The organism is Cellulomonas hominis (assembly GCF_014201095.1).
GTDB lineage: Bacteria > Actinomycetota > Actinomycetes > Actinomycetales > Cellulomonadaceae > Cellulomonas > Cellulomonas hominis.
Genome location: NZ_JACHDN010000001.1, coordinates 2,681,940 through 2,701,907, shown reverse-complemented (window position 1 = coordinate 2,701,907; position 19,968 = coordinate 2,681,940). Strand labels below are relative to the sequence as shown.

Sequence of the window (19,968 nt, the reverse complement as noted above, 5' to 3'; positions counted from 1 at the left end):
CGACACGGTCCGCCACGAGGATCGCACGGACGGCGCCCGGCGTCAGAGCAGACGGCGCGCCGCGGCCCAGCGTGTCAGCTCGTGGCGCGAGGAGAGCTGGAGCTTGCGGAGCACCGCGGACACGTGCGTCTCGACGGTCTTGATCGAGATGAACAGCTCGCCCGCCACCTCCCGGTAGGAGTACCCGCGGGCGATCAGCCGCATGACCTCGCGCTCGCGCGCGGACAGCCGGTCGAGCTCGTCGTCCCCCGTCGCGACGTCGCCGGCCGCCGCCCCGAAGGCGTCGAGCACGAACCCCGCGAGCCGGGGCGAGAACACGGCGTCGCCGCCGGCCACGCGCAGCACGGCGTCGGACAGGTCGGACCCGGAGATCGCCTTGGTGACGTACCCCCGCGCGCCCGCCCGGATGACCGCGACCACGTCCTCCGCGGCGTCCGACACCGACAGCGCGAGGAACCGCGTGCCGCCGAGCAGGTCCGTGCAGGACCGGATGACCTCGGCGCCCCCGCCCCCGTCCCCGCCGGGGAGGTGCACGTCGAGCAGCACGACGGGCGGCTGGGCGGCCCGGACCACCTGCACGGCCTCGTCGACCGTGGACGCCTCCCCGACCACCCGCACGCGGGCGTCCAGCGAGGCCTTCACGCCGGCGCGGAACATCAGGTGGTCGTCGACCAGCACCACGTCGACCGGAGCCTCGTTCATCCCTGCATCGTCCTCTCGTCCGCCGCCGGCGCCGCACCGGCACCGGGTCCGCTCCCGCCGGGAGCCGCCGGCCCGCCGGCCCCGTGGCCGTTCCCGTTCGCCTCCCGCAGCACGGGCACCTTCAGGCGCACCTCCGTGCCGCCGCCGTCCTTGCACACCACCGACGCGGTGCCGCCGCGCCGCCGCACCCGCCCGAGGATGGACTCCCGGACGCCGAACCGGTCGGCGGGCACGGCGTCGGGGTCGAACCCGTCGCCGCGGTCCCGCACGAACACCTCGACCTCCTCGGGACCGGCCTCCAGGTACAGCGACACCGGCGGACGCCCGTGCCGGACGGCGTTCAGCAGCGCCTCCCGCGTGGCCTGCAGCAGGGCGTCGGTGTTCGCGTCGGGCTCGGTGTCGCCGACGACGACGGTCTCGATGGTGACCGCCTCCCCGTCGGGCCCGGTCCGGGTGTCCTCGATCTCGGCGACGATCGCGGCCAGCACGGCGGCGACCGAGGTGCCGGGCGCGGGTCGGTCGTCGTACAGCCAGGCACGCAGCTCCCGCTCCTGGGCCCGGGCCATCCGGGCGACCTCGGTCGGGTCGTCGGCACGCGCCCGGATCAGGGCGAGGGTCTGCAGCACGGAGTCGTGCAGGTGGGCCGCGATGTCGGCGCGCTCGGACTCGCGGGCGCGGGCGGCGCGCTCGTCACCGAGCTCCCGCACCAGCCGCAGCCACCAGGGTGCGAGCACCAGGGCGACGCCGGCGAGCACCGCGACGGCCGCCACCGTGGACTGCACCAGCGCGCCGGGCGCGGCCTCCTGCCCGACCAGCAGCAGCACGCCGACGCCGGCGATCACGAGCCCGCCGACGAGCCGCAGGATGCTGACCGGCCGCCGGGTCCCCGCCCTGCGCTCGCGCTGCATCGCGTCGAGCTGGCTCCAGGCCAGCGCGGCGCCCGCGACCAGCAGCAGCACGGGCACGACCCAGGAGCCGCCGATCTGCCCGCCCGTGCGCGTGATCAGCAGCGCGACGGCGCCCGCGAGCAGGGCGACCCCGACCGCGATCTCGGTCCAGGGCAGCCGGCGCAGGCGCTCGACGGTCTCGCTCTGCTGCGACGGCGCGAGGCGCGACAGGGCGGCGGGCCGCTCGGCGCCGGCCACGGCGTGCGGGTCGCCGACGGGGATCGTCACCCACCAGAACACGTAGAGCCCGGCCCCGACGCCCGCGAACGGCGTGAGCAGCACGAACAGCAGCCGCACCAGCTTCACCGGCATGTCGAGGTGCAGCGCGAGGCCGGCCGCGACGCCACCGACGACGCGGCCCCGTTCCGGGCGGCGCAGCGGCAGGCGGGTCGGGGACTCCATGCACCGATGGTCACACGTCCGGAGGCCCCCGAGCGGCCCTCAGGGCCCAGGATCAGGGACCCCGGCCGGGGTTTCAGGGACGGGTCAGGGGGGTACCCGATGCCCCGGGGACGTCCGCCCGAGCAGGATCGAGGCATGACGAACGACAGCCCCGACCGCGGCCCCGGCCCCGTGCCCCCGCAGTCCCCGCCGGCACCCGCCCCGGACGGCCACGGCCTGAACGGGTTCTTCGCCTCGATCCGCCGCACCGGCCTGGTCCGCAGCGACGACCGGTGGCTCGGCGGTGTGGCGGGCGGCCTGGCGGACCGCTTCCACATCGACCCGCTGCTCGCCCGCGGCATCGTGGGCGTCACCATGCTGATGGGCTTCGGCTTCGTGCTGTACGGCCTCGCCTGGGCGCTGCTGCCCGAGCAGTCCGACGGCCGGATCCACCTCGAGGAGACCATCCGCGGCAACTTCGACCTCGCCCTGGTCGGCGCGATCATCCTGGTCGTCGTCGGCCTGTCCGCGGGCGACTGGTGGTTCAGCTGGGGGCCGTTCGGCTCCGGCTGGCTCGCCGCCCTCGCGTGGGCCGCCGCGCTGGTGGCGGGGATCGTCATCGTCGCGAACGCCGTCCGCCAGAACAAGGACCGGCGCCCGTCCGCGCCGGCGTGGCAGCCCCCGTCCCAGGAAGGACCCGCACCCATGTCCAGCACCAGCCCGGCCGGCGCGCCCGCCCCGAGCGGCGCCCCGGTGCCGCCCCCGCCCGCCGCCGCGCCGCGCCCGCCCTACGGCGGACACCCCGGCACGTCGGCCCCGGCGTGGTCGAGCACGCCCGCCGGCCCGCCGCCGGCCCGCGGCTGGAACCCGCCCCCGCCCACGCCGCCCCTGCCCCCGACGCCGCCGGTCCCGCCGGCGCCGCGCCCGCAGAAGCCGCCGCGCCGCGGCCCTGGCGCCGCGCTCACCGGCATCGTCGTCGCCGTGATCCTGCTCGGCCTGGCCGGCCTGCTCGCGCTGGACCGCGCCGGCGTCTACGAGGGCCCGATCGGCCCGTACGTGGTCGGCGGCGGGGTGGTGCTCGTGGGCCTCGCGATCATCGTCTCCGGCCTGCGCGGCCGCACCGCGGGCGGCCTGACCGCCCTCGCGATCATCGGCATGGTCATCGCGGGCCCCGCGGTCGTGTTCGGCGACGGGGACAGCTGGCGCGGCGACCGCGACCCGTTCAAGTCGGTCGACGTCGCGGTCACGAGCCGCGCGGCCGCCGAGGCCGGCTTCTCGTTCGGCGTCGGCGAGGCCCGCGTGGACCTGACCCAGGTCCCGCTGACCGACGAGACCCTGTACGTGCCGATCAGCGGCGGGCTCGGCGACGTGACCGTCATCGTCCCGGAGGGTGCCGCGGTCTCCGCGGACGTGACCTCCGGGGCCGGGAACGTCGAGTGGGACGTCGACGGCAGCACGCAGCGCGCCGACGGCGTCGGGCACGACCGCACGTTCACGAGCGACGCCATGAGCGACGGACGGGACGCGCAGATCGCGCTGTCCGTCGAGGTCGGCGTCGGCAGCATCACCATCGAGGAGGACTGATGACCAGCACCGGACCCGAGTCCCCCGGGACCGCCCGCCCGGACGACGCGGCGGAGCCCGTGACGGAGCGCATCGAGCGCCCGGACGCCGACGGCCCGACCGAGCGGATCGCGCAGGTCGAGGCGGCCGACGCCACCGAGCGGATCGAGCAGGTGGACGCGACCCGGCCGCTGGAGCGGACCGAGGCGGCCCCGGCGCCGGCGGCCCCCGAGGGGGCGGCCCCCGAGCCGGCGGCCCCCGAGCCGGCGGCCGCCCCCGCACCGGCACCGGCCGCGCCGGCTCCCGTCGAGCCGGCGACGGCGGCGTTCCCCGCCTCGCCGACGTACGCGGTACCCGGCGCGGGCACCCCCGACCCGACGCGGCCCACGGCGGCCCCGTACGCGTCGACCTACCCGGGGCCCGCGTCCGCCGGCCGCCCGAGCCCGGCCCCGGCCCCGGCACCCCAGCCCGCCCCGCTGCCCGAGGACCACGGTCCGCGCTCGGCGACGGTGGTGTGGGGCCTGATCGTCACCGCGGTCGGCATCGGCATCCTGGCCGTGGCGGCGGGCGCGCGGATCGACGTCCAGCTCGCGCTGATCGTGCTCCTGGCGGGCGGCGGCGTGGCGCTGCTGGTGGGCTCGGTGCTCACCGCGGCCCGCCGGAAGAACCGGGAGCAGCGCGCCGCGCGCTGAGCCCGCCCGGGTTGCACGACGAAGGGCCGGTACCCCCGCGGGGGTACCGGCCCTTCGTGCGGTGCTGCGTCGGATCAGGCCTTGAGGCCCGCGTCCGCCGGGGTGGTCGCACGCGGCTCGACGACCGTCGCGACCTTGCGGCCGGCCAGGGCCCAGAGGGCGTAGCCGACGAGGATGAACAGCACGCCGAGGCCCATGACCAGCGCCGCGACGCCGAAGGCGACGACGGAGGTGAAGAGCGAGGCGCGCAGGAAGGACGCGTTCATCGCGACCGTGCGGACCGGGTCGTCCTGCTCGAGCTCGGCGTAGGTCTTGCCACCGGTGGCCTCGAGGGCGTGGCGGTTGATGATGTCGGCCTGCGCGAAGGCGGTCCACGGCGTCGTGACCGGCTGGCCCGCGAAGTTCTCCGCGTCCTCCGAGACCGTGATGTTCTCGTCGGCGAGGTGGCTGGAGACCGAGCCCCAGGTGATGCCGCCGGCGATGATCATGATGAGACCGGCGACCGCCGAGATGATGCCGATGACGCGAGCAGCCTTCGAGCCGCCCGTCGCTGCCACGGTAGACATGTGGTGATCCCTTTCAGATACCCCCGTTGCGAACCGGCCCCTCGCCGATCCGGTGGAACCTGGTGAGCCCCACGGGAAGAGCGTCCTCCCCCCGCCGGCCTCAGACTGGGACGTTGGTCATACGACAAGCGCCCTGAGGCTTCGTGAAGCGGTGCACAAACCCCAGATTCCTGACGATCAGGCCTTTCGTCCCACGCGGTGACGCCCGTTCAGCCTAGGACATACGTCCTGGTCACCGGCAGAGCGGCGTGTCGGGACACGCTCCCCGGGCCGGGAGCACGACGGCCCGGCACCCCGCGGAGGGGGCACCGGGCCGTCGTGCTACCGCCGCGAGCGCGGCGTCACTCCCACTCGATGGTGCCCGGCGGCTTGCTCGTCACGTCGAGCACGACGCGGTTCACCTCCGGCACCTCGTTGGTGATCCGGGTCGAGATCGTCGCCAGCACGTCGTACGGCAGGCGGGTCCAGTCGGCGGTCATCGCGTCCTCGGACGACACCGGCCGGAGCACGACCGGGTGCCCGTAGGTCCGGCCGTCGCCCTGCACGCCCACCGAGCGCACGTCCGCGAGCAGCACGACCGGGCACTGCCAGATGTCGCGGTCCAGGCCGGCACGGGTCAGCTCCTCGCGGGCGATGACGTCGGCGGCGCGCAGCACGTCGAGCCGCTCCTGCGTGACCTCGCCGATGATGCGGATCCCGAGGCCGGGACCCGGGAACGGCTGCCGCCAGACGATGGCCTCCGGCACGCCGAGCTCCAGACCGACCGCGCGGACCTCGTCCTTGAACAGGGCGCGCAGCGGCTCGACCAGCGCGAACTGCAGGTCGTCCGGCAGACCGCCCACGTTGTGGTGGCTCTTGATGTTGGCCGCGCCCTCGCCGCCGCCGGACTCGACGACGTCGGGGTACAGCGTGCCCTGGACGAGGAACTTCACCTCGTCGCCGTGCGCGCCGGCCTCCTCGACGATCTCGCGCGCGGCGTCCTCGAACACGCGGATGAACTCGCGGCCGATGATCTTCCGCTTGGTCTCCGGGTCGGTGTGCCCGGCGAGCGCGTGCAGGAAGCGCTCGCGCGCGTCGACGACCTTGAGGTTCACGCCGGTGGACGCGACGAAGTCCTGCTCGACCTGCTCGGCCTCACCGGTGCGCAGCAGCCCGTGGTCGACGAACACGCAGGTCAGCTGGTCGCCGACGGCCTTCTGCACCAGCGCGGCCGCGACCGACGAGTCGACGCCGCCGGACAGGCCGCAGATGACGCGGGCGTCGCCGACCTGGGCGCGGATCCGCTCGACCTGGTCGGCGATGACGTTGCCGGGGTTCCACTCGGGGGCCAGGCCGGCGCCCTCGTAGAGGAAGTGCTCGAGGGTCCGCTGGCCGAGCGGCGAGTGCTTGACCTCCGGGTGCCACTGCACGCCGAACAGCCGCCGCTCGCGGTCTTCGAACGCCGCGACCGGCGAGCCGGCGGACGTCGCGAGCACCTCGAAGCCCTCGGGCGCGGCGTGCACCGCGTCGCCGTGGCTCATCCAGACGGTCTGCTGCTCGGGGCTGTCCGCGAGCACCGTCCCCGTGGCCACGACCTCGACCGGGGTGCCGCCGTACTCGCGGTTGCCGGTCTGCGCCACCGTGCCGCCGAGGGCCTTCGCCATGGCCTGGAAGCCGTAGCAGATGCCCAGCACGGGCACGCCGGCGTCGAACAGGGCGGGGTCGACGAACGGGGCGCCGTCGGCGTACACCGAGGACGGCCCGCCGGACAGGATGATCGCCGACGGGTCCTTCGCGAGCATCTCCTGCACCGAGGCCGTGTGCGGCACGATCTCGGAGTAGACGCTCGCCTCGCGCACCCGGCGGGCGATGAGCTGCGCGTACTGGGCGCCGAAGTCGACGACGAGCACGGGACGGGGCGGGTCGGACGGAGTCGGCGCGGGCTGGGCGGAGGCGTCGGTCACCGGACCAGGGTAGTGCGCGCCGGGGACGGCCCGGCCCGCCGCCTCAGCCCGCGCTGGCGGGACGACCCTCGATCCGCGCGAGCGCGTCCGCGTGCACGCGGCGCTCCAGCACGAACGACATGACCGGCACGACGCCCGCGAGCGCCATCGTCGCCAGCCGGCCGAGCGACCAGCGCATGGCCGACCAGAGCTGCACGACCGTGACCAGGTACACGACGTAGATCCAGCCGTGCACGATCGCGACCCACGTGCCGATCACCGGCTCCGGGTCGCCGGTGACGGGGTCGACGCCCCCCGCCTGGAACACGTACTTGAGCACCATCTCGACGCACAGGACCAGCAGCATCGTGCCGGTGATCCACGCCATCACGCGGTACCGGCTCAGCCGGCCCCGCGCGCTCTCCAGGACGGGGGCGGGACGACCCGCGGGCGTGGGCTGGCCGGCGGTGGCGTGCTCGGTCATCGGGGGGTCCTCTCGGCTGACGGCGTGCGGCGGCGCGCGCGGGCGGGCGCCGTCCCCCGATTCTCGCCCAGCCGCGCGCGGGCGGCGGCAAAACCCTTGCCGCTGTGTCAGGGGTCACCCGTAGCGTTGACGCCCGTGCGACCCCTTCCGCTGCCGGACCCCGGCCGCCCCCCGCTGACCGGACCGGCACGCCTCCTGCTCTGGCAGGGGCGTCGGCAGGCCGGCGTGCTCGCGGGCGCCACGGCGGTCGCGGTGGTCGGGAACGTCGCGGCGGCGCTGCTGCCCTGGCAGCTCGGCCGGATCGTCGACGGCGGCCTCGAGCACGGCCTGGGCCGCGAGCTCTGGCTGGGCTGCCTGCTGCTCGCCGGGCTCGGACTGGTGCAGGTCGGCGCCAACGTCTGGGGTCACCGGCTCGAGGTGGAGAACTGGCTGCGCGCGGCCTTCGCGTCCTCGCAGCAGGTCGGCCACCACGTCACGCGCACCGGCGACGCGATCACCGACGAGCTGCCGACCGGCGAGGTCGTCGCGACCGTCGCCACGGACGCCCTGCGGATGGGCGAGGTGTACGCGATCCTCCCCCGGCTGGTCGGCGGGGTCGCGGCGTACCTCACCCTCGGCGCGCTGCTGCTGCGCACCTCGGTGCCGCTCGGGCTGCTCGTGCTGCTCGGCCTGCCCGTGGTCGTCGCCGTGCTGTCGCTGCTCGTCCCGCCGCTGCAGCGCCGCCAGGCCGCCCAGCGCGAGGCCACCGGCCGGCTCACCACGCTGGGCGCCGACACGGTGTCGGGCCTGCGGATCCTGCGCGGCATCGGCGGCGAGGACGTGTTCACGGACCGCTACCGCGCGCAGTCGCAGGAGGTCCGGGCGGCCGGCGTGCGCGTGTCGCAGACGCAGTCCCTGCTGGACGCCCTGCAGACGCTGCTGCCGGGGCTGTTCCTCGCGGTCGTGGTGTGGGCGGGCGCCCGGCTGGCGCTCGCCGGGGACATCACGCCGGGGCAGCTCGTGTCGTTCTACGGGTTCGCCGCGTTCCTCACGCAGCCGCTGTGGACGGCGAGCGAGGCGATCCGCGTGGTGACCCGCGCGGTCGTCGGGGCGCGCAAGATCATCCGGGTGCTGTCGGTGCCGGTCGCCGGGTCGGACGACCCCGCGCAGCCGGCGACCCCGCCGGGGCCGGGCGAGGCCCTGGTGGACGAGGCGAGCGGCGTGGTCGTGCGACCGGGACGGATCACCGCGCTGGTGAGCGCCGACCCGGACGAGTCGGCGCGGATCGCGCTGCGGCTCGGCCGGCTCGGGCCCGCACGCCGGGAGGCCGACGAGGGCGGGGCGGACGAGGACGCCGCGGCGCCCACCGGCGGGCCCGCGGACGAGCCGCTGTCCCGCGTGCGCTGGGGCCGCACGCTGCTGCACGAGCTCGCGCTCAACGAGGTCCGGGGCCGGGTCGTCGTCGCCGAGTCGACGCCGCACCTGTTCACCGGCACCCTCGCCGACGAGCTGGACGTGCGCGGCGGGGCGGACCGCGAGGCGCTGCTCGCCGCGATGGCCGTGGCCGACGCCGGCGACGTGCTCGACTCCGTGCCCGGCGGCCTGGACGGCGCCGTGGAGGAGAAGGGCCGCTCGCTGTCCGGCGGGCAGCGGCAGCGGGTCGCGCTGGCCCGCGCGCTGCTCACCGGCGCGGAGGTGCTCGTGCTCGTCGAGCCGACCAGCGCGGTGGACGCGCACACCGAGGCCCGGATCGCCCGGCGCCTGGCGGACGCGCGGCGCGGGGCGACGACCGTGGTGGTCACCGCCAGCCCGCTGGTGCTCGACGTGGTGGACGAGGTCGCGCTCGTCGCCGGTGGGCGGGTCGTCGCCACCGGGCGGCACCGCGACCTCGTCGCGGCCCGCGACGCCACCGGCGCCGCCTACCGCTCCGTCGTCTCCCGCGCCGACGACCCCCACGACCCCAGCCCGCACGACCGACCGCACGACCGACCGGAGGTGAGCCGTGAAGCTGCCCGTCGCTGACCCGACGACCCTGCGCCGGCACACCGCCGCGCTGCTCCGCCGGCACCGCCGGGGCCTCGCGCTCGTCGTGGTGCTGCACGTCCTCGCCGCGACCGCCGGCCTGGCCGGTCCGTGGCTGCTCGGCCGCCTGGTGGACGCCGTGGTCGAGGGCACCACCACGACGGCCGTCGACCGGACCATCCTCGTCCTGGTGGTCGCCGTGCTCGCGCAGACGGTGCTCATCCGGTACGCCCAGCGGTCCGCGATGGTCCTCGGCGAGACGGTGTTCGCCGAGCTGCGCGAGGAGTTCGTCGCGACCGTGACCCGGCTGCCGCTGTCGACGGTGGAGCGGGCCGGCACCGGCGACCTGGTCGCGCGCACGACCACCGACATCGACCGGGTGCAGTACACGGTCCGGTTCGGGGTGCCCCGGATCCTCGTCACCGCCGCGACCATCGCCCTGACCGCCGTGGCGGCCGTCGCGACGAACGCGCTCGTGGCGATCGGCCTGCTCGCCGGCCTGCCGCTGCTGCTCGGCGTCACGCGCTGGTACCTGCGCCGGGCCGCCCCCGCCTACCTGCGCGAGTCCGCGGCCTACGCGACGATCAACGGCACGATCACCGAGTCCGTGGAGGGCGCCCGCACCGTGGACGCGCTCGGGCTCGGCGCGCGCCGGCGGGCGCGGCTGGACGCCGACCTGCGCGAGGCGTTCGCCGCGGAGAGCCGCACGCTGGACCTGCGGTCGGTCCTGTTCCCGGGCGTGGACACCGCGTTCATCCTGCCCGTGGTCGCGGTGCTCGCCTGGGGCGCGTACCTCATCTCCACGGGGGACGCGACGGTCGGGGCGGTCACGACGATCGCCCTGTACGCGATGCAGATCATCCACCCGATCGGCGAGCTGATCTTCTGGCTCGACGAGATCCAGGTCGGCGCCACGTCGCTGGCCCGGATCATCGGCGTGGCGGACGTCGCCCCGGACCGCACGGCCCGCGACGCGCGCCCGGCGGACGAGTCGGTGGTCGCGAGCGAGGTCCGGTACGCGTACCGGCCGGGTCACGACGTGCTGCACGGCGTGGACCTCGCGCTCCGCACCGGCGAGCGGCTCGCGGTCGTCGGGCCGTCCGGCGCCGGCAAGTCGACCCTCGGCCGGATGCTCGCCGGCATCCACCCGCCCACGGGCGGCGCGGTGACCGTCGGCGAGGTCCCGCTGGTCGACCTGCCGCTGGACGAGCTGCGCGGGCACGTCGCCCTGGTCACCCAGGAGCACCACGTGTTCGTCGGTCCGCTCGCCGACAACCTGCGGCTCGCCGACCCGGACGCCGACGACGCGGCGCTCGAGCGGGCGCTGCGGGCGGTCGACGCCTGGGAGTGGGTCGCGGCGCTGCCCGCGGGGCTCACGACCGACGTCGGCTCCGGCGGCGTGGCGCTCACGCCCGCGCAGGCCCAGCAGGTGGCGCTCGCCCGCCTGGTGCTGCTCGACCCGCACACCCTCGTGCTCGACGAGGCGACCTCGCTGCTGGACCCGCGCGCCGCGCGGCACCTGGAGCGGTCGCTGTCCGCGGTGCTCGAGGGCCGCACGGTCGTCGCGATCGCGCACCGGCTGCACACCGCGCACGACGCGGACCGCGTGGCCGTGGTGGACGCCGGGCGGATCAGCGAGATCGGCCCGCACGACGAGCTCGTGGCCGCCGGCGGGGACTACGCCTCGCTCTGGCACTCCTGGCAGCGGGAGTAGCCGGGCCCGGCGCTCAGGGGGCGGGGTCGGCCGGCGCCGGGCCCGGCCCGTCGGTCGGCGCCGCGTCGAACGCCCCCGACTCCCGCAGCACCTCGTCCTTGAGCAGCCGCACCCAGAGGAACACCGCGAACCCGCCGAAGACGAACCACTGCGCGGCGTACCCGAGGTTCTGGATGTTCAGCCCGGTGCCCGACCGGGTGGGCGGCGGCAGCAGCTCGATCCCGGCGTCCTGCGCGGGCTCGGACGACGTGAGCACCGCGTACCCGGTCCAGATCGGCCCGCCCCACACGCCGAGCAGCTCCGCGGACGAGATGCTGTCGGTCGTCCCCGCGGCCTGCGACCCGTGCGGCTCGCCGGAGTCCTCGGACGCCTGCAGGTAGCCGGTGACGGTGACCGGGCCGTCCGGCACGGCCACCAGCGGGGAGCCGGGGTCGGCCTCGGCGACCCACCCCCGCACGACCGGGAGCACCGCCCCGTCGGCGTCCGGGTCGGCCGACGCGACCCGCAGCGGCGTGAGCACCAGGTAGCCGCTCCGGCCCGCGAGCGCGCGGTCGGCAACGAGGAGCTGCCCGTCGGCCTCGTACTCCCCCGACGCCTCGACGCGCCGCCCGACGAGGCCGCCGTCGAAGGCCGACTGCGGCGCGAGCACGTCCTCGAGCGGAACCGGCTCCTGCGCCTCGACCTCGGCGAGCTTCTGCGCCTGGGCCGCGGCGCCCCGGACCTCCGCGCGCTCGAGCTGCCACGCCCCGAGCCGCCCGCAGACCGCCGCGACGGCGAGGAACAGCACGAGCAGGCCGATCATGCGCGGGGTCCGCGCGACGCGCCACAGCGTCGCGCGGGGCGCGGCGGTCGGGGTCTCGGGCACCGCGCCACGGTACCCGGCGGACCTGGCAGCCGGGCGTCGCCGCAGGTGACGAGGCCCACGACCCGCGCCGGGCGGGTGACCTGTGCGTCCCTTCACCCGATGGGGTTGGATGGTTCCCGGCTGACGGTCAGCCACGGGGCGGGCTAGGTCCGACGTCCCGGGTCGCGGCGCGAGGCGCCGCAAGGCTGGGGTGGCCCGGCGGGGGGCGCTCGTCCGGGCCCACGGCGAAGTCCGTGGTTCTGCGAAACGGGGAGAGAGCATGACGACGACGACGGCGGCGCTCGAGACCTGGCGGGCCGGTTCCGGCCAGCCGGTCTCCGAGGAGACGCTCCGACGCATCGACGCCTGGTGGCGCGCGGCCAACTACCTGTCGGTGGGCCAGATCTACCTCCTGGACAACCCGCTGCTCCAGGAGCCGCTGACCCGCGACCACGTCAAGCCGCGCCTGCTGGGGCACTGGGGCACGACGCCGGGTCTGAACTTCCTGTACGCGCACCTCAACCGCGTCATCGCGGAGCGCGAGCAGTCGACCATGTACATCACCGGCCCGGGCCACGGCGGTCCGGGCCTCGTCGCGTCGGCCTACCTGGACGGCACGTACTCCGAGGTCTACTCCGACATCACCCAGGACGCCGAGGGCGTGCGGCGGCTGTTCCGCCAGTTCTCCTTCCCGGGCGGCATCCCGAGCCACGTGGCCCCGGAGACCCCCGGCTCGATCCACGAGGGCGGCGAGCTCGGCTACGCCCTGTCGCACGCGTACGGCGCGGCGTTCGACAACCCCGACCTGCTGGTCGCGGCGGTGGTCGGCGACGGCGAGGCCGAGACCGGCCCGCTGGCGACGTCGTGGCACTCGAACAAGTTCATCGACCCGGCCAAGGACGGCGTCGTGCTGCCGATCCTGCACCTCAACGGGTACAAGATCGCGAACCCGACCGTCCTCGCGCGCATCCCCGAGTCCGAGCTGCTCGACCTCATGCGCGGGTACGGCCACAAGCCGCACCTGTTCGTCGGCGGCTTCGACGGCGAGGACCACGCGGCCGTGCACGCCCGGTTCGCCGAGCTGCTGGACGTCGTGCTCGACGAGATCGCCGAGATCAAGGCGCGCGCCGCCGCGGGCGACGAGTCCCGCCCGGCCTGGCCGATGATCATCTTCAAGACCCCGAAGGGCTGGACCTGCCCGCCCGTCATCGACGGCAAGCAGGTCGAGGCGTCGTGGCGCTCGCACCAGGTCCCCCTGGCCAGCGCCCGCGACACCGACGAGCACCTGCAGGTCCTCGAGGGCTGGCTCAGGTCGTACCGGCCGGAGGAGCTGTTCGACGCGAACGGCACCGTGATCGAGGACATCACCGCGCTCGCCCCGTCGGGGACGCTGCGGATGAGCGACAACCCGCACGCGAACGGCGGCCTGCTCCTCAAGGACCTCCGCCTGCCGGACTTCCGCGACTTCGCGGTCGACGTCCCCGTCCCGGGCGGCTCGATCTCCGAGGCCACCCGCCAGCTCGGCGTGTACCTGACGGAGGTCATCCGCCGGAACCCCGACAACTTCCGGATCTTCGGCCCGGACGAGACCGCGTCCAACCGCCTGCAGGCCGTCTTCGACGTGACCGACAAGCAGTGGAACGCCGAGTACCTGCCGACCGACATCGACGACCACCTGGCCCGCATGGGCCGTGTGGTGGAGATGCTCTCGGAGCACCAGTGCCAGGGCTGGCTGGAGGGCTACCTCCTGACCGGGCGCCACGGCCTGATCACCAGCTACGAGGCGTTCATCCACATCGTCGACTCGATGTTCAACCAGCACGCCAAGTGGCTGAAGGTCACGAACCACATCCCGTGGCGCCGACCGATCGCGTCGCTGAACTACCTGCTGTCCAGCCACGTGTGGCGCCAGGACCACAACGGCTTCAGCCACCAGGACCCGGGCTTCATCGACCACGTGGTCAACAAGAAGGCCGAGATCGTCCGGGTGTACCTGCCGCCGGACGCGAACACCCTGCTGTCGACGTACGACCACTGCCTGCGCAGCCGGCAGTACGTCAACGTCGTGGTGTCCGGCAAGCAGCCCGCGCCGAACTTCCTCACGATGGACGAGGCCGTGGCGCACTGCACCCGCGGCCTGGGCATCTGGGACTGGGCCGGCACCGAGGTCGAGGGCGAGGACCCGGACGTCGTCCTGGGCTGCGCGGGCGACGTCCCGACGCTGGAGGTCCTGGCCGCGGCCGACATCCTGCGCCGCGAGCTGCCGCACCTCAAGGTCCGCGTGGTCAACGTCGTGGACCTCATGCGGCTGCAGGACGAGCGGGAGCACCCGCACGGCCTGTCGGACCGCGACTTCAACACGCTGTTCACGACGGACAAGCCGATCGTGTTCGCGTACCACGGCTACCCGTGGCTGATCCACCGCCTGACGTACCGCCGCAAGGGGCACAAGAACATCCACGTGCGGGGGTACAAGGAGGAGGGCACGACCACCACGCCGTTCGACATGGTCATGCTCAACGACCTGGACCGGTACCACCTGGTGATCGACGTCATCGACCAGACGCCGTCGCTCGGGTCGAAGTACGCCGGCCTGCGTCAGCGCATGGTGGACGCCCGGCTCCGGGCCCACGAGTACACCCGGGAGCACGGGGAGGACATCCCCGAGGTCCGCGACTGGGTCTGGCCGGACGCGGGCGAGACCGGCACCGAGGTCGGCGGCCCGCAGCAGAACGCCACGGTGTCGACCGGCGGCGACAACGAGTAGTCAGTAGCGGCCGATGGCCCGCACCCCCCCCGGTGCGGGCCATCGGTCGTCCAGGACCTTGGTCATGGGGACGGGCCGCGCAGCGGCCGGGAGGCGCTCCTGGTGGCCACCGTCACCGGCCTGACGGCACTCGGGCCGGCCGGCGTCCGGCAGAATTCATCCCACCACCTGATCCGGAGACCCCGGTCACCCCGAGAAGGAAGAAGCCTCACCCGTGGCCCGCAGCATCTACGTCACGTCCCCCGAGGGGGACACCGGGAAGTCGACCGTCGCACTCGGTCTGGTCGACCTGCTGACCCGCACCGTGCAGAAGGTCGGCGTCTTCCGGCCCATCGCCCGGTCCACCGAGACCCCCGACTACGTCCTCGAGCTGCTGCTGTCCCACGACGGCGTGGACCTCGGCTACGAGGACTGCATCGGCACCACCTACGAGGCCGTGCACGCCGACCCGGAGGCGGCGCTCGCCACCATCGTGCAGCGGTACCACGCGATGGCCCGCGCCTGCGACGTCGTCGTCATCGTCGGCACCGACTACACCGACATCGCCGGCCCCGCGGAGCTCGGGTTCAACGCCCGGATCGCCGCGAACCTCGGCGCCCCCGTGCTGCTCTGCGTCAAGGGCCAGGGCCGCACGCCCGAGGAGGTGCGCCAGGTCGCCGAGGTCGCCGCCGCCGAGCTCGAGGCCGGGCACGCCCAGGTCGTCGCCATCGTCGCGAACCGCTGCGCCCCCGAGGACGTGGACGCGGTGCGCGCCGAGCTCGCCACCCGCGCCACCGCGTGGGCGCTGCCGGAGGACCCGTTCCTCGTGGCCCCCACCGTCCGCCAGCTCATGGAGGCCGTGGAGGGCGAGCTCATCGGCGGCGACGAGCAGCTGCTGTCCCGCGAGGCCACCGAGCTGCTGGTGGGCGCGATGTCGGTCGAGCACCTGCTGGAGCGGCTGTCCGACGGCGTCGTCGTCATCGTGCCGGGCGACCGCTCGGACATCCTGCTCGGCCTGCTCATGGCGCACACCGCCGAGGGCTTCCCGTCCCTGTCCGGCGTCATCCTCAACGGCGGCTTCGAGCCGCCGGCGATCGTCAGCCGGCTGGTCGACGGCCTCGGCAGCCGCCTGCCGCTGATCCGCACCGGCCTGGGCACCTTCCGCTCCGCGAGCGCGGCGGGCAACACCCGCGGCCGGCTGTCGGCCGACTCGCAGCGCAAGGTCGACACCGCCCTGGCCCTGTTCGAGAAGCACACGGACGCGGAGGAGGCGCTGGCCGCCCTCGAGGTCCCGGCGCCCGACGTCGTCACCCCGCTGATGTTCGAGTACGAGCTGCTGGACCGGGCCCGCTCCGACCGCAAGCACATCGTGCTCCCCGAGGGCAACGACGACCGCATCCTGCGCGCCGCCTCCACCCTGCTGCAGCGCGAGGTCGCGGACCTGACGATCCTCGGCGACGAGGCCGCCATCCGTGCCCGCGCCACCGAGCTCGGCCTCAACCTGGCCGCCGCGAAGGTCGTGGACCCGAAGTCGGGCGACCTGCTGGAGCGGTTCGCCGCCGAGTACACCGAGATGCGCAAGCACAAGGGCATGACCGTCGAGCGCGCCCGGGAGATCGTGTCCTCGGTGTCGTACTTCGGCACGCTCATGGTGCAGCTCGGCCTGGCGGACGGCATGGTCTCCGGCGCGGCGCACACCACGGCGCACACCATCAAGCCGTCGTTCGAGATCATCAAGACGGTGCCCGGCACCTCGGTGGTGTCCTCGGTGTTCCTCATGTGCCTCGAGGACCGCGTCCTCGTCTACGGCGACTGCGCCGTGAACCCGGACCCGACGGCGGAGCAGCTCGCGGACATCGCGATCTCGTCGGCCGCGACCGCCGCGCAGTTCGGCATCGAGCCGCGGATCGCGATGCTGTCCTACTCGACCGGCATGTCGGGCTCGGGCGCGGACGTGGACAAGGTCCGCACCGCCACCGAGCTGGTGCGCGAGCGCCGCCCCGACCTCAACGTCGAGGGCCCGATCCAGTACGACGCCGCCGTGGACGCCTCGGTGGCGAAGACCAAGATGCCCGACTCCGACGTCGCCGGCCGCGCGACCGTCTTCGTGTTCCCGGACCTCAACACCGGCAACAACACCTACAAGGCCGTGCAGCGCTCCGCCGGCGCCGTGGCCGTCGGCCCGGTCCTGCAGGGCCTGCGCAAGCCCGTCAACGACCTGTCCCGGGGCGCCCTGGTGCAGGACATCGTCAACACCGTCGCCATCACGGCGATCCAGGCCCAGGCCATGGGCGCGACCCCGGAAGGCTCGAAGTGAACCACGTCCTCGTCATCAACTCCGGCTCCTCGTCGATCAAGTACCAGCTGGTCGACGTCACCAGCGGCGACGCGCTGGCCTCCGGCATCGTCGAGCGCATCGGCCTCGAGGTCGGCAAGGTCAAGCACGAGGGCCCCTCGGGCGAGACGGTGCTCGAGCAGGCCGTCCCGGACCACGAGACCGGCATGCGCCTCGTGCTCGACCTGTTCGAGCAGCAGGGCCCGCAGATCCGCGAGGAGGACCTCACCGCGGTCGGCCACCGCATCGTCCAGGGCGGCGACGTCTTCGACGGCCCGGCGGTCATCGACGACGAGGTGCTCGCGCAGATCGACGCCCTGTCCCCGCTCGCGCCGCTGCACAACCCGGCGAACGTCGAGGGCGTGAAGGCCGCGCGCCACGCGTTCCCCAACGTGCCGCACGTCGCGGTCTTCGACACCGCGTTCCACCGCACGATGCCCCCGGCCGCGTACACGTACGCGATCGACCAGGAGGTCGCGCAGCAGTACAAGATCCGCCGCTACGGCGCGCACGGCACGTCGCACCTGTACGTGTCCCGCGCGACCGCGGAGTACCTCGGCCGCCCGGTCGAGGAGCTCAACACGATCGTGCTGCACCTCGGCAACGGCGCCTCGGCGTCGGCCGTCCGCGGCGGCGCGTGCATCGACACCTCCATGGGCCTGACCCCGCTGGAGGGCCTGGTCATGGGCACCCGCTCCGGCGACATCGACCCGGCCGTGCTGTTCCACCTGGCGCGCGTCGGCGGCTACTCGATCGACGACCTGGACGAGCTGCTCAACCGGAAGTCCGGGATGCTCGGCCTGTCGGGCTACACCGACATGCGCGACGTGCACGACGCGGTGGCCGCGGGCGACGAGCGCGTGAAGACCGCCCTCGACGTCTACTACCACCGGATCAAGGGCTACGTCGGCAAGTACTACGCCGAGCTCGGCCACGTGGACGTCATCACCTTCACCGCCGGGATCGGCGAGAACGACGACATCGTCCGCCTCAACGCCCTGCAGGGCCTGGAGCGCCTCGGCATCCAGGTCGACCCGGAGCGCAACGCCGGCCGCAAGAAGCAGCCGACCGTCATCTCCCCCGACGGCGCCGAGGTCACCGTGCTGGTGATCCCGACGAACGAGGAGCTGGAGATCGCGCGGCAGTCGGTCGCGACGATCGCCTGACGACGCCCGCACGGGCCCCGCGCCGGGGAGCAGTCCCCTCGGTGCGGGCCCGTCGCCGTTCCCCCGGCGGCCCGGTACCTGTCGCGTCACCCATCCGGCCCGCCGCGCCGCCGTCCCGACGGGCGGGCGTCATCCGTCCGCCGTGCGGACTTCACCCGATCGATGCCTCCAGGGCGCCGCGCAAGTACCCGATACCACCGGTATGACGACTGCCCGGGCGGCGCAGGCGGGCGATCCGTCCGGCTGGCGCTCGGAGCTCGACCGGATCGACCGGCTCTGCGACGCCGCACCCGCCCTGTGCGTCGCGGCGCTGCCCGACCTGCTGGCGCGGGCCCGCGCCGAGGGTGCCGTGCCGGTGGAGATCGAGCTCGAGTACAACGGCGGCTGGGCGCACCACCTCCTCGGTGACGACGCGCGCGCACTCGCCTCGATGGAGCGCGCCCTCGAGCTGAGCACGACCGCCGCCCTGCGCTCCTGGGAGGGGCGGGTCCTGCAGGGCCTCGCCGCCGTCTACAACGGGTTCGGCGACAACGTGTCCGCCCTGGAGTTCCTGGAGCGGTCGCTGGCGATCCGGCGCGAGCTCGACGACACCGAGGGCCTGGCCGCGGCGCTGAACAACCTCGCGGACACGTACATCTCGATGGGCCGGTTCCCCGTGAAGGCCCGCGAGCTGCTGGACGAGGCCGCGGGGCTGTGGCCCCTGCTCGACCGCCCCGACGGGACCTGCGCGACGCTGTCCGGCCTGGCGAAGCTCGACACCGACGCCGCCGAGGCGGTGGCCGCCGCCGACCCCGTGCGCGCGCGGGCGCTGGCCGACCGCGCCGTCTCGCTGTCCGCGCGCGGCTGGGCCGCCGCCAAGGACGGCAACCCGCGGATGGCCACCGAGGCGCAGATCCGGCTGGCGCGCGCGTACATGGCCCGGGGCGACCTCGGCGCGGCGGACCGGGCGCTCGCCGAGGTCGCGACCGCCCTGCCCGAGGTGGCCGCCCGGTACCTCACCATCCGGTACCACGCCGCGCACGGGCGGCTGTGCCGGCTGCGCGGCGACCACGCGGCCGCCCGGGCCACGCTGTCCGCCGGCCTGCTGCTCACCGAGCAGAGCCTGCGGCCGATGGAGCGCGCCGACCTGCTGCTCGAGCTCGTCCAGGTGCACGAGGACGCCGGCGACCTGCGCGCCGCCCTGGAGACGCACCGCCGGTACCACGAGGCCGTCATGCTGCAGCGCGACCAGGCCGCCGAGCGGCGCGGCATCGTGGTGAACGCCCAGCTCGACGTCGAGCGCGTCCGGCAGTCCCGCGACCACGCCCGCAAGCGCCTGGCCGAGCTCGCCGCCCTGAACGAGACGCTCCAGCACGACGCCGCGCACGACGCCCTGACCGGCCTGCTCAACCGCCGCGGGCTGGACGCGATCCTCGCCGCGCGGCTCGGGCAGGAGGACGCCCTGGCCTACGTGGTGGCCGACATCGACCTGTTCAAGGCCGTCAACGACGACCACTCGCACCCCATCGGCGACGAGGTGCTGCGCCGGGTCGGGCAGATCATGACCGCGGCCGTGCGGGTCGGCGACGTCGTCGCCCGGATCGGCGGCGAGGAGTTCACGCTCGTGCTGCTGGACTCCCCGCGGGAGCAGGCGGTCGGGGTGTGCGAGCGGATCCGCACCGCCATCGCGTCGCACCCGTGGCACGAGCTGTCGCCGCACCTGCGGGTGACGCTCAGCCTCGGCGGCGCGATGGCCGTGCCCGGCGAGGGCGCGCACGCGCTGGCGGCGCGGGCCGACGCGGCGCTGTACCGCGCCAAGCGGCAGGGCCGGAACCGCGTGCAGTTCGACGGCGACCCCGAGGCGCCGGCGACGACGGCCGCGCTGCCGGGGCCGTCGACCGGGACGCTGCGGGCCGTGTGAGCGCG

At 74.7% G+C, this 19,968-nt stretch carries 14 protein-coding genes; 8 read left to right on the top strand and 6 right to left on the bottom strand.

Features of this window, described 5'->3' with window-relative positions:
* Positions 1-42: 42 nt before the first annotated feature.
* On the bottom strand, positions 43-702 hold the full coding sequence (locus tag HNR08_RS12705) for a LuxR C-terminal-related transcriptional regulator (protein WP_146840794.1): 660 nt from the start codon (positions 700-702) through the stop codon (positions 43-45).
* Positions 699-2,051, bottom strand: a complete 1,353-nt coding sequence (locus HNR08_RS12700) for an ATP-binding protein (RefSeq protein ID WP_146840795.1) — start codon at positions 2,049-2,051, stop codon at positions 699-701. The genes HNR08_RS12705 and HNR08_RS12700 overlap by 4 nt, the downstream gene beginning before the upstream one ends.
* Before the next feature lie 135 nt (positions 2,052-2,186).
* Here HNR08_RS12700 and HNR08_RS22400 point away from each other — a divergent pair, with 135 nt between their 5' ends.
* Both HNR08_RS22400 and HNR08_RS12690 read left to right on the top strand, forming a co-directional pair.
* The gene (locus HNR08_RS22400; protein ID WP_168431473.1) at positions 2,187-3,614 is read left to right on the top strand and encodes a PspC domain-containing protein; all 1,428 of its coding nucleotides are present in this window, start codon (positions 2,187-2,189) and stop codon (positions 3,612-3,614) included.
* On the top strand, positions 3,614-4,285 hold the full coding sequence (locus HNR08_RS12690; RefSeq protein WP_183835032.1) for a hypothetical protein: 672 nt from the start codon (positions 3,614-3,616) through the stop codon (positions 4,283-4,285). Before HNR08_RS22400 ends, HNR08_RS12690 begins: the two co-directional genes overlap by 1 nt.
* A 74-nt stretch (positions 4,286-4,359) precedes the next feature.
* Here HNR08_RS12690 and HNR08_RS12685 read toward each other — a convergent pair whose 3' ends face one another.
* From HNR08_RS12685 to HNR08_RS12675, 3 genes are all read right to left on the bottom strand, one after another.
* Positions 4,360-4,851: an aromatic ring-opening dioxygenase LigA gene (locus tag HNR08_RS12685; RefSeq protein ID WP_146840620.1), complete on the bottom strand. Its 492-nt coding sequence runs from the start codon at positions 4,849-4,851 to the stop codon at positions 4,360-4,362.
* A 341-nt stretch (positions 4,852-5,192) separates the two neighbouring features.
* Positions 5,193-6,794: a glutamine-hydrolyzing GMP synthase gene (gene guaA / locus HNR08_RS12680; protein WP_246803202.1), complete on the bottom strand. Its 1,602-nt coding sequence runs from the start codon at positions 6,792-6,794 to the stop codon at positions 5,193-5,195.
* Positions 6,795-6,837: 43 nt separating this feature from the next.
* A complete protein-coding gene (locus tag HNR08_RS12675; protein ID WP_146840621.1) occupies positions 6,838-7,257 on the bottom strand; it encodes a DUF3817 domain-containing protein in 420 nt (139 codons plus the stop codon).
* 135 nt (positions 7,258-7,392) lie between these two features.
* On the opposite strand from HNR08_RS12675, the gene HNR08_RS12670 reads away from it, so the two are divergent.
* Together HNR08_RS12670 and HNR08_RS12665 are read left to right on the top strand one after the other, a co-directional pair.
* Complete coding sequence (locus HNR08_RS12670) at positions 7,393-9,258, top strand: ABC transporter transmembrane domain-containing protein (RefSeq protein WP_146840622.1); 1,866 nt, start codon at positions 7,393-7,395, stop codon at positions 9,256-9,258.
* The gene (locus tag HNR08_RS12665) at positions 9,239-10,972 is read left to right on the top strand and encodes an ABC transporter ATP-binding protein (RefSeq protein WP_146840623.1); all 1,734 of its coding nucleotides are present in this window, start codon (positions 9,239-9,241) and stop codon (positions 10,970-10,972) included. Before HNR08_RS12670 ends, HNR08_RS12665 begins: the two co-directional genes overlap by 20 nt.
* 13 nt (positions 10,973-10,985) lie before the next feature.
* Here the strand turns inward: HNR08_RS12665 and HNR08_RS12660 are convergent, their stop codons facing one another.
* Entirely contained in the window at positions 10,986-11,837 is an 852-nt protein-coding gene (locus HNR08_RS12660) for an SURF1 family protein (RefSeq protein ID WP_246803203.1), read from the bottom strand.
* Positions 11,838-12,096: 259 nt separating this feature from the next.
* On the opposite strand from HNR08_RS12660, the gene HNR08_RS12655 reads away from it, so the two are divergent.
* The 4 genes from HNR08_RS12655 to HNR08_RS12640 all read left to right on the top strand — a co-directional run bounded on the left by HNR08_RS12655 (position 12,097) and on the right by HNR08_RS12640 (position 19,963).
* Positions 12,097-14,583 carry a phosphoketolase family protein gene (locus HNR08_RS12655; protein ID WP_146840624.1) on the top strand — a complete coding sequence of 829 codons (2,487 nt, stop codon included), beginning with the start codon at positions 12,097-12,099 and terminating at the stop codon, positions 14,581-14,583.
* A gap of 214 nt (positions 14,584-14,797) precedes the next feature.
* Positions 14,798-16,879: a phosphate acetyltransferase gene (gene pta / locus HNR08_RS12650; RefSeq protein ID WP_168431232.1), complete on the top strand. Its 2,082-nt coding sequence runs from the start codon at positions 14,798-14,800 to the stop codon at positions 16,877-16,879.
* Positions 16,876-18,063, top strand: coding sequence for an acetate/propionate family kinase (locus HNR08_RS12645; protein WP_146840365.1), 1,188 nt, complete (start codon positions 16,876-16,878; stop codon positions 18,061-18,063). Before pta ends, HNR08_RS12645 begins: the two co-directional genes overlap by 4 nt.
* Positions 18,064-18,265: 202 nt before the next feature.
* Positions 18,266-19,963, top strand: coding sequence for a tetratricopeptide repeat-containing diguanylate cyclase (locus HNR08_RS12640; protein WP_146840366.1), 1,698 nt, complete (start codon positions 18,266-18,268; stop codon positions 19,961-19,963).
* Positions 19,964-19,968 lie beyond the last annotated feature (5 nt).